The sequence below is a fragment of the Streptomyces misionensis genome (assembly GCF_900104815.1).
Taxonomy (GTDB): domain Bacteria; phylum Actinomycetota; class Actinomycetes; order Streptomycetales; family Streptomycetaceae; genus Streptomyces; species Streptomyces misionensis.
This window is the reverse complement of sequence record NZ_FNTD01000004.1, coordinates 1,413,268-1,425,863: the sequence shown is the minus strand read 5'-3', so window position 1 is coordinate 1,425,863 and position 12,596 is coordinate 1,413,268. Positions and strand designations below refer to the sequence as shown.

9 protein-coding genes are annotated in these 12,596 nt (G+C 76.3%); all 9 read right to left on the bottom strand.

The window, feature by feature from the left end:
- Positions 1 to 3 precede the first annotated feature (3 nt).
- Positions 4 to 429 (bottom strand): phage tail protein, encoded by a 426-nt coding sequence (locus BLW85_RS07935; RefSeq protein WP_070028111.1) that lies wholly within the window; start codon positions 427 to 429, stop codon positions 4 to 6.
- Between the two features lie 48 nt (positions 430 to 477).
- On the bottom strand, positions 478 to 3,483 hold the full coding sequence (locus BLW85_RS39760) for a hypothetical protein (protein ID WP_208624823.1): 3,006 nt from the start codon (positions 3,481 to 3,483) through the stop codon (positions 478 to 480).
- A 141-nt stretch (positions 3,484 to 3,624) separates the two neighbouring features.
- Entirely contained in the window at positions 3,625 to 3,783 is a 159-nt protein-coding gene (locus BLW85_RS39315) for a DUF6760 family protein (protein WP_167381391.1), read from the bottom strand.
- A complete protein-coding gene (locus BLW85_RS07925) occupies positions 3,780 to 4,277 on the bottom strand; it encodes a hypothetical protein (protein ID WP_070028109.1) in 498 nt (165 codons plus the stop codon). The genes BLW85_RS39315 and BLW85_RS07925 overlap by 4 nt, the downstream gene beginning before the upstream one ends.
- Positions 4,274 to 4,714 carry a phage tail protein gene (locus tag BLW85_RS07920; protein WP_046428592.1) on the bottom strand — a complete coding sequence of 147 codons (441 nt, stop codon included), beginning with the start codon at positions 4,712 to 4,714 and terminating at the stop codon, positions 4,274 to 4,276. The genes BLW85_RS07925 and BLW85_RS07920 overlap by 4 nt, the downstream gene beginning before the upstream one ends.
- A 44-nt stretch (positions 4,715 to 4,758) precedes the next feature.
- Positions 4,759 to 6,312: a phage tail sheath family protein gene (locus BLW85_RS07915; RefSeq protein ID WP_074991678.1), complete on the bottom strand. Its 1,554-nt coding sequence runs from the start codon at positions 6,310 to 6,312 to the stop codon at positions 4,759 to 4,761.
- 194 nt (positions 6,313 to 6,506) lie between these two features.
- Entirely contained in the window at positions 6,507 to 8,573 is a 2,067-nt protein-coding gene (locus tag BLW85_RS07910; RefSeq protein ID WP_074991677.1) for an ATP-binding protein, read from the bottom strand.
- Positions 8,573 to 9,280, bottom strand: coding sequence for a Pvc16 family protein (locus BLW85_RS07905; protein ID WP_074991676.1), 708 nt, complete (start codon positions 9,278 to 9,280; stop codon positions 8,573 to 8,575). The genes BLW85_RS07910 and BLW85_RS07905 overlap by 1 nt, the downstream gene beginning before the upstream one ends.
- Positions 9,277 to 12,459: a DUF11 domain-containing protein gene (locus BLW85_RS07900; RefSeq protein ID WP_074991675.1), complete on the bottom strand. Its 3,183-nt coding sequence runs from the start codon at positions 12,457 to 12,459 to the stop codon at positions 9,277 to 9,279. Before BLW85_RS07900 ends, BLW85_RS07905 begins: the two co-directional genes overlap by 4 nt.
- Between the last annotated feature and the right edge of the window lie 137 nt (positions 12,460 to 12,596).

Below are 12,596 nucleotides of genomic sequence, written 5' to 3'. Positions count from 1 at the left end.
GGATCAGGAGGGCCGCAGCCCCTCGTGGGCGATCTCCAGCGTCTCCACCGCCGCCTGCGAGGACGCCGGATCGAACGACGGGCCCTGCCAGCGCACCGGCACGATGCCGAGCACCTGCCAGCTGATGATCCGGGACAGATCCGGCTTCAGCGCCACGATCTCCCCGTCCTTGGGCTCCACCCGGCGCAGCGTCTGGTCGAGCCAGCGGCCGATCTTGACGGTGTCCGCGGTGACCGGCCGGGTGAGCGTGATGTTCGACCAGGTGACCCGGCCCGGCAGCTGCCAGGTGAAGCCGTTGTTGCCGCCCTCGGCGTAACTCTCCAGCTCCACCTGCGCGCCCATCCCGGAGCAGGTGTGGAAGGCCCCCAGATCGTTGCCGCCGATCGAGAGCCGGAAGAACACGCTCGTCGCGAAGATGTTGTCCGTCATCCGTGGGCCATCCGTTCCATGTCCTCAGCGCGTCCTTCGGTGTGTCCTCTAGCGGCGTCCGTCGTAGGGCCGACCGGCGCGTTCCCGGCCGCGCCGCAGATCGGCGCGGAGCAGCCGGGACAGCGGGTCCAGCAGGCGGCGCGCCAGGTCCTCCAGGTCGATCGCGGGCGCCTCCTGCGGCGCCGCTTCCTCCTGGACGTCCGGAGTGGTGGCCGCCGCCGGGAAGGAGGGCGGCGCGGAGACCGACCGCGGCCGGCCGCCACGCGCGGCCTTCGTCGCGTCCCGCTGGACGACCTGCACCGGAACGGCCCCCGGGGGAACGGGAGCCGACTGTTCCGGCCGGGCCGCGCGGACCACCGGCACGGGCAGACCGGGCGCGCTCTGCGGGGTCGGGGCGCCCTGGAGCGGCGGTGCCTGCGCCTCGGCCAGGGGCAGCGCGGGCGCGCGCGTCCCCGGGGCGGCGCCGGACGCCGCCCGCTGGACGGGGGCGGCCGGGCGGACGACGGGGACCTCGGTCCGGGCCGCCGTGGCGGACGGCCCGGGAGCGGAGGACGCCCGCCGCACGGGGTCGTGCGGAGCCGGGGGCGGCGGTTCGCGCCGCCAGGACGCGGCGACCACGGGCGGCCCGGCCGGCACGTCCTGGCGGGCGCGCGGCGTGCCGTCCGGGACCCGGGTGCTGAGGGCGAGCGGACGGGCGGCGAGCAGGGAGAGGGCAGGGGCAGGCGCGGGCACGGTGGGCCGGGTCCCGGCCAGGGCACGGGCCACGACGACGGGACCGGTCGGCGCGGTGGGGCTGGTTCGGGCGGTGGGGCTGGTCGGTGCGGCGGGGCGCGCGGCGGTCGTGCGGCCGGGGCCGGTCGTGCCGGTCGCGTCGCCGGTCGGGGGCGGTGCGAGCCGGGGCACCAGCGGTGCGGCCGGGGGCCGCGCGACACCCGCACCGGACGGTGAGACGCCCGGCGGGACGGGGGAGTCGGCCCCGGGACGCGCGCCCAGGAGCGGAGCGGCCGCGGGCCGGCCGTCCGGCCGGGCAGGGGCCGGGCCGCGCGGCGAGGCGGTCGGCGGCAGCGCGGGGAGGGGCGCGCCCAGACCGCCACGGGCACGGGCCCCGGAGGGAGCGGCGCCGCCGGCGCGGTGCGGTGAGCCGCCCCTCTCCCCGGCGGCCGCCGGACCGGCCGGGCTTCCGCCCCCGGGGAGGGCACCAGTCGCACCGGGAGCCGCCGACTGGCGCTGCACGACCGGGAGTTCCGGCGCGGTGGCCGGCCGTCCGCCGGGCGTGGCCGGACGGGCCGCGGCCGGGGGCTCCGCGGACTCGGGAGCCTTCGCCCGGTGCTCGGCACCGGGCAGCAACGGCCCGGACGCCGCCCGGACTTCGGCCGGGGCGGCGCCGTCCGCCGGGCGCCGCACGGCCGACGGCGCCGGCCGGTGCGTCGGCCCGGCATCGGCTGGGGCGGAAGCGTCCGCTCGGGTTCCCGGCAGCACCGGGCTGGACGCCGGCCCGGCTTCGGCGGGGGCGGTGTCGGTCGTTTGGCGTTGTACGACGGGGAGTTGGCGATCACTCGCCATCCGGGCGTCGGGTGCGGTGGGGCGGGTGGTCGTGGGCGCGGATTCGTTTCCGGCCGGGGTGGAAGCGTCCGCTCGGGTCGCCGGCAGCAGCGGGCTGGACGCCGGCCCGGCTTCGGCTGGGGCGGCGTCGGCCATGCGCCCTTGTAGGACGGGGAGTTGGCGATCGGTCGCCGTCCGGGCGTCAGGGGGTGCGGGTGCGTCACCGGCCGGACCGGAGGCGTCGGGCCGGGGGCGCGCTCCCGGCAGCACCGGCCTGGACGCCGCCCCGGCACCGGCCGCGGTGGTGTCGTCCGCCCGGCGCTGTACGGCGGGCAGCAAGGGGCCTGCCGCCGCCCGGGCGTCGGCTGCCGCGGGGCCGGTGGCGTCCGGGTGGTGCCCGACGACGGGTGCCGTCGTGCCGGTGGCCCGCCCGCTGCCGGGCGCGGCGGGGCGCGGCCCGGAGTCGGCCGAGCCGGCGGGGGTGCCGGAGGCGTCCGTCCGGCGCCGGACGGACGGAGGGGCGGAGCCGGCACCGTCGGCGTCGGCCCCCCGCGTCGGACGCGGTCCGGCGGCCTGCGTGCCCGTCGTCGCGGGTTCCGAAGCCCCCACCTGGCGCTGCACCACCGGGAGCGAAGGATCGTTCCCCGGCCGATTGCCGGCCGTTGCCGGGCCGGGCGCGTCGGAGGCCGCCGGGACGGCGGTGGGCGGGAGTTCCCCCAGCGGGGCGCCGAGCGCGGCACCCAGCGGGGACCGGCTACCGGGGCGCACGGGAGCGGCGGCACGCTGCACCACGGGCTCCGCCCGCGCGGGCGTTCCGCCGGGCAGCGGTTTCGGCCGCAGCGCGGTGACCCGGCGCACCGGCCGGGCCGCCCGGCGGGCGACGGTCAACGAGGGCCCGACCGGCCGGGGGCGCACGACCGGTGCCGCGGCCTTTGGCGCCGTACGGGGCGCGGCCTGGGCCCGTACCGGTCCGGACTCCCCGGCACCGGGCGCGGGTACGGCGTTCGCGGTGTGCGGTACGACGGCGACGCGCCGTACCACCGGCAGCACCGGACCGGTCACCGGCCCGCTCACCGGTCCGGCGCCGTCGGCCACCGCCCGTTGGACGGGCGCCTGCGCGACGGGCCGGGCCCCGGCCGCTGAGCCGGGAGCGGCACTTCCTGCCGGACGCGGCGCCCGAGGGCCGGACGGCCGGGCCGCCGACACAATCCGGGCCTCGGGACCGGCGCCCTCGTCACCCTCGGCGGCGTCCCGCCGCACCGCACGCAGCGGCAACGGCCCGCCCTCGGCGGGCGCCGACCGCCGCACCGCGGGCCGGGTCACACCATGGACGAGACCGGCCGGGGCCGAGGGCAGCAGACCGTGGCCGAGGCCCCGGTCGAAGGACGGGTTCTGCCAGGAGGCGAGGCCCGAGCGAAAGGTCAGGCCGTCGCTGACGCCGAGCGGGGCGCGGGAGACGGTCGGCACGACCGGCGCGACCCGGCGCCAGCCGCCGTCCCAGTCAGCCGGCACGGACGCGGCCGGGCCTTCCGTGCCCGTACCCGCCCCCGGGGCTCCCCCGGCGGCAGCCGGACCCGCCGGGGCGCCGGCCGGGGCCGTGCCCGCCGTGCCCCCGCCCACCCGGCGCCGGACCCCCTCCCACCAGCCCATGACTCAACCACCCTCGTTCATGCGGGCGTTGATGCGCGCGATCTCGCCCACCCACTGACGGCGCTCCGCGTGGGTGAGGTCGAGGATGTCCGCGCGCTGCCAGTGGAAGTGATAGGCGATGTACGCGACTTCCTCCCGGAGCCGGGGAAGCGCGTACGTCACGATTCCCCCAGGCGCCCACCCGAGAGGTCGACCTCGAAGGCGCCCTCGCAGTGCGGGCAGGTCACCGCGGCGCGGGTGTGGCCCTCGCTGTTGACCCGGCGGTAGAAGTCCTGGAGGAAGGCGACGTCGGTGGCGTACATCCGTTCCACGACGCCCGCGTGCACATCGGTGATGGTGCCGAGCCGGGTGATCACCTGGCTCAGCAGCACCACACTGAGGTACGCGGGGTTCTCCTTGACCCGCAGGTCGATCTGCGGGCGCAGCTCGTCGCGGGCCGTGGCCAGCCGCATCGAGCCGCTGCGGTGCAGCGTGCCCGACTCGTCCACGTATCCGCGCGGCAGCTCGAACTCGAACTCGGTGCGCAGCCCGTGCTCACGCGTGGCCGCGGGGCCGGACGGTGGCGCCGGGGCCTGCGCCTGCTCGGGGGCCGGGGCGGGCGCCGTCGCGTCGAGGATCTCCTCCAGGCTGCCCGCCGTCACCGTACGGCGCCTCATTCGACGACGATCTCCTCGAAGACGATGGTGACGGTCTCGGTGGCCGCCGCGGACTCGCCCGCCTTGAGGGAGGGACCCTCCCACCGGGAGGCCCAGCCCTGCATCAGCTGGATGCGGCGGACCGTGTCGCCCTTGGAGTCCTTGATCTCGATGGTCAGGTTCTGCCGGGCGGTGTCGACGGCACCGTTGTTCAGGGTCTCCTTGATCCACTTGGTGAACTCGCTGGACTTGTCGAGCCCCCGGGTGATCGTGATCTCGCCGGCCTGCCGGGCGCCCGGCTGCTTGCGGATGATCTGCTTGCCCTCCGAGGTGACCTGCCGTACCTCGACGACCTCCTCCTCGACGGTCAGGCCGCTGATCTCCTGGATGGACTCCACCATGTAGCCGCCGAGCTGCACGCCGAAGACATGGGTGGAAAGAGCATCGCCCTCTGCCATGACTGTTCGTCACCTTTCCTTGACCGACCCGCGGGTCACTGGTCTCACTCGTCGATGAGGCTGGTGCTGTCCGAGAACTGGGCCAGCCGGAAGACCACGAACTCGGCGGGCTTGACCGGTGCGACACCGATCTCGCAGACGACCCGGCCCTGGTCGATGGACTCCTGCGGGTTGTTGTCGCGGTCGCACTTGACGTAGAACGCCTCCTCGGCGGTGCGCCCGAAGAGCGCGCCCCGCCGCCATTCCTCGGTGAGGAACGCGGTGACATTGCGCCGGATGCTCGACCACAGCCGGTCGTCGTTCGGCTCGAAGACCACCCACTGGGTGCCCAGCAGGATGGACTCCTCGAGGTAGTTGAACAGGCGGCGCACGTTCAGGTAGCGCCACGCCGGGTCGGAGGACAGGGTGCGGGCGCCCCAGATCCGGATGCCCCGGCCGGGGAAGGCCCGCACGCAGTTCACGCCGATCGGGTTCAGCAGGTCCTGCTCGCCCTTGCTGAGCCGGAGTTCGAGGTCCACCGCGCCGCGGATCACCTCGTTGGCGGGCGCCTTGTGCACACCGCGCTCGGCGTCGCTGCGCGCCCACACGCCCGCGATGTGACCGCTCGGCGGGACCGTGGTGTTGCGGCCGGACGCCGGGTCGAAGACGCGCACCCAGGGGTAGTAGAGGGTGGCGTACCGGGAGTCGTAACCGGCCTCGTCGTTGCGCCAGGTGCGCACCTGCTGGGCGGTGAGTCCGGGCGGGGCGTCCAGCACGGCCACCCGGTCGCCCATCTGCTCGCAGTGCGAGATCACCGCGAGCTGCACGGTGCGCACGCCCTCGGCGTCGATGTCGCCGCGCTGATAGGCGCCCATCAGGTCGGGGACCGCGACCATGGTGATCTCGTCGATGGCCTCCAGGCCGCCGAAGCCGGTGCGGGCACCGGCGTCGCCGACGTACTCGGCGGGGTCGAGCCGGGACACCTCGCCGGACGCGGGCGCGGCGGGCGCGGCCGGGGCGTCCGGCACGGCGACGGTCTGGGCGGCGGGCCGGGTCTGTGCGGCGTCGCGCTGCTCGGTGACCTCGATCAGCTTGGACGCCCGGACCTGGCCGACCACATAGCCCTTGACGTTCTTGCGGGTGGAGACGTCGTACGTCTCGGCCACCTGGTCGCCGCGGCGGACCAGCAGCCGGAAGCGGTCCTCCGGCGGGTTCTCGCCCTCCGGGTCGGCGACCTCCACCGACACCCCGGTGACACCGGGGCGGGCCGCGACCAGGAAACCGCCGAGCGCGACCGGTTCGGGCGCCTGGCCCTGCCGGGGCACGCCCGCGGCCGGCGCGGAGGAGTCCCGGCCGGAGCCGCCGATGCGCACCACATAGGCGGCGCCACCGCCGTTGGCGAAGTAGCCGTACACCGCGTGCGGCAGATAGGCACCCTCGGTGAAGCCGCCGAACAGCTGGGTGTACTGGTCCCAGTTGGTGACGAGCGTCGGTTCGTGGAAGGGTCCGGTCTGGGCGAAGCCGACGAACGCGGCGACGGCGGTGCCGACCCCTTCGATCGGTCGGGCACCGGACTGCACCTCCTCCACGTACACGCCCGGGGTGAGGTACGTCGGCATGCTCGCTCCTTCATGTCCCATCGGTGTCACCTGCGTCGACGTCGAGTCTCCGAGGCGGGTGCGGCACGGCGACAGGGGCGCACGGACCTCGGCGAGGGCAACCCCACTGCCCCTCGGGGCGCCCGCGTCCGGCCGGGCCTTCCCTTTCGGGCAACGGGGTCACCGGGGGCGCCCGCCCGCGGCGGGCGGCCGGTTCAGAGGTCCGCGAGCACGTCCCGCGTCCACTGCCCGAACTCGCTCTCCAGCACCAGCCTGCCCAGCTTGCGGTACTCCTGGGCCACCGCCGCCATCAACTGCCGCATGGCGAGCGGCCGTCCGGACTCGGCGGTCAGATACGCGGCGGTCACCGCGCACGCCCGGATGGAGCCCCCGGCCAGCTCGAAGCGGTCGGCGCAGAACCGGAGATCGAGGTCGGCGGCGCGCGGCAGGCGCCCGCCCAGACACCGTTCCCACAGGGCGAGCCGCTGCTCCGCGTCGGGCACCGGGAAGTCCGCGATCACATCGAGCCGGCGGGTGAACGCCTCGTCCAGATTGGCCCGCAGATTGGTGGTCAGCACGGCGATCCCGTCGAAGGACTCCATGCGCTGGAGCAGATACGCCGACTCGATGTTGGCGTGCCGGTCGTGCGCGTCCTTGACCTGCGAGCGCTTGCCGAAGATCGCGTCGGCCTCGTCGAACAGCAACACCGCGTTGACCGCGGAGGCCTCGGTGAAGATCCGCTCCAGGTTCTTCTCGGTCTCCCCGACGTATTTGTCGACCACCGTGGACAGGTCGACCACGTACAGGTCCATGCCGAGGTCGGCCGCGACCACCTCGGCGGACATGGTCTTGCCGGTGCCCGACTCCCCCGCGAACAGCGCGATCACACCCCGCCCGCGTCCGCCGCCCGGCCGCATCCGCCACTGCCCGAGCACCTGCTCGCGATGGCGGGCACGCACCGCCAGCTCCCGCAGCCGCCGGTGGGTCGGTGCGGGCAGCACCAGGTCGTCCCAGCCGACGGCCGGCTCCACCCGGCGGGCCAGCCGGGCGAGCCCCGCGCCGTTCTGCGCGCGGACGGCGGCCCGCAGATCGTCGGCCAGCACCGGGCGGCCCGCCAGCGCCGCCGTGCGCACCGCCCCGGCGGCGGCCCGGCGGAGCTGCCCGCCGTCCAGGCGGTGCGCGGCCACCGCCAGCGCGAGCTCCTCCGCCTCGGCCGGCGCGACGGCGTCGGCGCCGGCCCGGGCGAGGGCGTGCCGCCAGCGCGTGGTCATGCGCTCGGGGGAGGGCGGGGCGACGGTGAGGACCACCGGGGTGTCGGCCGCCCAGGCCGGGTCCCAGCCCTGCGTGCCGTAGGTGAACAGGGGCAGGCCGCGCAGCGCGGCGCACATGTCCCTGACGACGCCCGCGCGTGCGGCGGGCTCCGGGGGCAGCGCCTCCAGCGGGCCGAGGACGACGCCCGCGCCGGACAGCCTGGCCTCCAGCGCCGCCACCCGGGCGAGCGCGGGCACCTCGGCGGAGCGCCGGGCGAGCGCCGCCGCGTCCAGGACCAGCGGGCGCAGCCCGGCCGCGCGCAGGGCCGCGGCGGCGAGGCCGGGCGCGTCGCCGCCGCGGCCCAGCAGATGCACCAGGCCCGGCGCGGAGCGGACCGCCCCGGCCGCCCGGTCCACGTCGGCCGCCTCGGCCGTGGGGTCGGCGGCGGCCTCGCCGAGCAGTCCGGCCAGGCGCGCGTCCGGTTCGGTGCCGCCCAGCAGCTGTGCGGTGACCCGGTCCGGGACCGTCAGCACCCGGGACAGCGGCGGCCGGTCCGGCTCGGTCACCTCCACCAGCCCGCCCGCGATCAGCGGCGCCCCGGGAGACAGCCGGAAACGGGCCGCCGACGCCGCCGGCAGTCCGCACAGCTCCAGGGCGAGCGCGACCGTCGGCCGACGGCGTGTCAGGTCGTCGTTGAGGTAGCCGTACAGTCGCTCGAACCGGGGGTCGAGGTCCGGCGCCAGGGCCACCAGCAGCAGATCGGCGTCCAGCGGCGACAGGTCGAACCGCGCGGCCAGCGTGCCCAGCGCGGAGGCGGGCGGCAGCGGCGGCGGCTCGTGCCCGGGCAGCCCGAGTCCGCCCTGTCCGGCCAGGATCCGCTCGACCGCCTCGGGGGTCAGGTACTGGCCCCGGTAGGGGTCGTCGGGGTCCGGGTCGACGGCGCGGCGAGCCGCCACCGCGTGCCGCACCCGTTCCTCGACCAGACGCAGCCGCGCCCACAGGACGTCCGCCTCGGTCTCGACCGCGTGCATCAGGGCTGCCGCCTTCCCCGCCGGCGCCGGGCCGGGACCGGGGGCCGCTCACGCGGTCCGGCGAAGCCCTCCGAGCCGGGGTCGCCGACCTCCGCGTACCGCAGCCGGCGGCCCGGTGCCGGTTCCCCGCCCGGCACCGGCCCGGCCGCGGTGCGCACCACGAGCCCCTCGGTCACCGGCGGTCCGGCCGGGCGTTCCACCCCGGCGAGCGGCGCCCGCACCCGCACCCCGAGCGACGCCTTCAGCTCCCCGCCGAGCGCCGACCACACGTCGGACGCGGACGGCGCGTCGAGCCCGGCCCCGGCGGTGTCCAGGGACACGGTCAGGCCGAGGTCCGCGAGCGAACCGGTGAGCAGCGGCGCGGGCAGCACGTCCGTGTGCACCAGGGTGCCCAAAACCTGGGAGAGCAGCCGGTGTTCGTCCTGCGGGCGGCTCGCCCACGCCGTGACGAGATAGGTCAGCTCGAACCAGCGGGGCGGGGAGCGCCGGGCCACCACATGGCCGTCGGCGTCGTGCACCTCCCCGGCGCCGCTGCCGCGCCGGGTGGGGTCCTCCTGGATGTGGTACAGGAAGACGCACACCGTGGGCGCGTTGCGGCGGGCCGCCCACTCGCGGGTCGGCGCGTCGAAGACCACCTCGACCCCGGACGCCTCCAGCCCGGACCCGGCGAGCAGCGCGCGCAGCGCCTCGTCGACCTCGTGGATCACCGGCGGTTCACCTCGTCCGGCGGCTGCACACTGCCCGTCACCACCAGGAAGTCCGTCTTCACCGCGGAGAAGCCGGGGCCCCGCGCGGTGATGGTGCGCGGTCCCGTCTGGTCCTTGGCGAGGATCAGCAGCTGGCCGATGAAGGTGCCGTCCGGCCCCGGCCTGGTCGGCGCGGCGGCCGCGGTGATCCCCGGCTTCCAGGTGAAGCGCACCGGCACCCCCGGCGGGAAGTCCTTGCCGCGCACCGAGGTGACGAACCCGGGCTTGCCAATCGGCGGCACGGCGACGATCTTCGGCTGGAGGATCCGCAGCGTCGTGGCGGCCCTGTTGTCCCCGGGGTCGGCGTCGGTGCCGGTGGTGGTCAGCACGCCGGTGACCCGTCCGGTCAGCGCGTGGTCGGGGGCGAGCACCACCCGCACCACGGTGCTGTCGCCCGGCGTCAGGTCCGGCAGCGCGCACAGCCACGAGCGGTCGCAGCCCGGCGGCGGCCCGCCGCTCGGGATGCCGGCCGGCAGCCCGATGCGCAGCCGGAGCCCGGTGGCCAGCGCGTTGCGGCCGTTGCGCACGGTGTACGTCACCACGACCCGGCCGCCGACATAACCCGGGTCGGGCTGGGCGGTCACCGTCACTCCGGGGCCCGCCTTCGGCGCGGGCGGCGGGGGCGGTGCCGGGGTGGGGGTGGGCGTCGGGGTGGGGGTCGGCGTCGGCGGGGCCGGCGGGCGCACCGGCACCACGGTTTGCGCCGCGTTGTCGCCGGGCTCCGGGTCGACCACGCTGCCGGTGACCGACCAGCCCAGCGGCTGGTCCCCGGTGATCTCGCCGCGCACGGTCACGGTGACCGGAACCGTCGCGCCCGGCGGCACCACCCCGAGCCCGCACTGGAGCGAAGCCGCGTCGCAGACGCCGCCCGGGAAACTGATCCTGGTGACGGTCACCCCGGTCGGCGGTGCCACGGTCAGCCGGGTGCCGGGGGAGGCGGCCGGGCCGTTGTCGACGACGTCCACCCGCACGTCCGTCGAGCTGCCCACGGGCACCGGGGAAGCCGTGTCCGGCGCGTGCACCGCGAGGTCCACCGACTGCTGCACACCGGGCTCCTTCTGACGGCCCGGCAGCTGCGCGGTGAGGTTGGTGACCCGGCCGGTCGCCACGGTCAGCACATAGAGGTGTTCCGGGCAGTAGACCGGCGCGTCGTCGCGCGCGCTGAACACGATCCGGCTGCCGTCCGCCGTCCAGGCCGCGTCCCGCGGCTGGTGCGGCCCGGTCAGGGTGGTGTCGGGCAGCTCCTGGTGGCAGGCGCCGGCGGTGTCACGGGCCGACTGGGGCAGCAGCACCCGGCAGTCGGAGCCGGACACCGAGGTCAGCACCAGGCCGTTGCGCTCGTCGACGAGGCCGCCGCCGTTCTTGCGGTTGAAGGCGATCGAGCGGCCGTCGGGGGAGAACGCCGGACTGTCGTCGATGACCGAGCAGTCGCCCGGGCAGATCGACGCGCTCAGGTCCCGCTGCCGGCCCAGGTCGTTCACCGGCACGGTCCAGATGTGCTTGTTGCCGCCGTTGCCGCCGATCACCTCGTTGCGGGTGAAGGCGAGCACGGTGCCGTCCGGGGACCAGGTGGGCTGGGCGTCGCCCCCGGTCTGCTGTCCGGCCGGCGGGACGATCTCGTGCACGATCGCGCCCGTGGTGGCGTCGGCGATCAGGATGCGCCCGGGATGGGAGGCGGAGCCGACCCCGCCCGGCGAAACCCGGGTGAAGGCCAGGTACCTGCCGTCGGGCGACAACGTCGGATCGGTGTCCCAGTCGTCCGGCCCCCGCCCGGCCAGCGGCATCGCCACCGCGTGGGTGCCGTCGGCGTCGGTCGTCCAGATCCGCTCGATCCGCCCCTGGCCGCCGTTCTCGAACCGGGTCACCACGATGCGCCGCCCGTCCGGCGTGTAGTTCTGCCGCTCGGTCCACGGATCGTATCCGGGCGCCGGCTGGAACAAGGGGTCCTTCGCCGGATCGGTGTTGGTGCCGGCCGCCGGGTCCTCCTGAAGCACCGGCACCCCGAGATCGCGCGGATCCGAGCCGTCCATCCGCACGTCCTGCAAGGTCGCCACGCGCTGGTCGGGCGTCGCGTCCACGCCCTTCACCGCGGGCGCGGGCTCCGAGAGCCGGTCCACCACCGGGTAGCCGCCGTCCGGCGGGCCGACCCAGGTCACCGACGAGACGTCGCGGTTCTCGCTGAGCACCAGCGTCGGGTCCGGGGCCTGCTCCGGGTCGGCCGTGGACCGCCACACATGGTTCCAGTCGCCCTCGCAGGAGCAGGTGTGGTCGACGCTGAGGAACAGCACGCCGTTCCCGTCGGGCATCCAGGCTGCCCCGTGGGTCCGCCACCCGGCCGCCGTGCCCGCGAGCAGCGGCTGGTCCCCGCCCGGTCCGCCGAGCTGCCGCAGCCGGGGCCCGGTGCGGGAATCGGCGGTGTACGTGTACGCGAGCAGGTCCCGGTGCGCCGCGTCGTCGACCGGATTGAACACCGGCTCGGTCGCCTTGCCGCCCAGCGCTCCGGTGAGCGCGGTCGGGTAGCCGCCGGCCAGCGGGCGCGCGTAGATCTGCGGCCCGGCCGCGTCCGGGTTCGCGCTGTAGGCCAGCCGCCCGTCCGTCGACACGGTCGGGCTCTGCTCGTCGTACGGGGTGTCGGTCAGCCGTTTCAGTCCGCCGCCGTCGGTGTGCACCAGCCACAGGTCGCGCTGCTTCTTGCCGTCGGGGCCGCCCGGCTCCGCCGAGTCGAACACCACCGAACCGCCGTCCGGGGTCAGCCGCGGGTGCGCCGCGTCCCGGCCACTGGTCAGCTTGCGCACCGAACCGTCCGGGGCCCGCAGATAGATCTGCGGGCGCTTCTCGTCGCGGCGGCTCGCGAACACCACCGTGTTCCCGAGCGCCGTCGCCTGGACGTCGTAGTGCGCCGGGCCCGAGCCGAACAGGGGATCGCTCTTGTCGGTGCCGGTGACCCGGCCCAGGCTGCGATGACCGGTGCCCGCGTACGTCACCCGGGCGGGGGCGGTTTGGGCGGCCGCCGGTGTGGCGGTGTCCGCGCCGCTCGGTCCCGAGGCCGCGGTCACCGCGATCAGCGGGACCACCAGCAGCAACGAGGCGCCGAATCTCCCCAGCGGGCGCTGCCCGCCGGGGCCAGCGGTGCCGTTCACGGTCCACCTCGCAGTCTCGGAACACAGGGGTGTGCCCGGCCACTGTGCGCCGCGGGCGCGCGGCGCGGCAGGGCGGCGGGGACCGTCCCGGGGGAAGCCCGGCTTGCGCTTTCGGGCAGCGGCCGGGTGCCCGGGCG

Bases quoted from the DNA above. Each gene is read 5' to 3' on its own strand.
- BLW85_RS07935 (WP_070028111.1), bottom strand. From the start codon at position 429: ATGACGGACAACATCTTCGCGACGAGCGTGTTCTTCCGGCTCTCGATC.
- BLW85_RS07925 (WP_070028109.1), bottom strand. From the start codon at position 4,277: ATGAGGCGCCGTACGGTGACGGCGGGCAGCCTGGAGGAGATCCTCGAC.
- BLW85_RS07920 (WP_046428592.1), bottom strand. From the start codon at position 4,714: ATGGCAGAGGGCGATGCTCTTTCCACCCATGTCTTCGGCGTGCAGCTC.
- BLW85_RS07915 (WP_074991678.1), bottom strand. From the start codon at position 6,312: ATGCCGACGTACCTCACCCCGGGCGTGTACGTGGAGGAGGTGCAGTCC.
- BLW85_RS07910 (WP_074991677.1), bottom strand. From the start codon at position 8,573: ATGCACGCGGTCGAGACCGAGGCGGACGTCCTGTGGGCGCGGCTGCGT.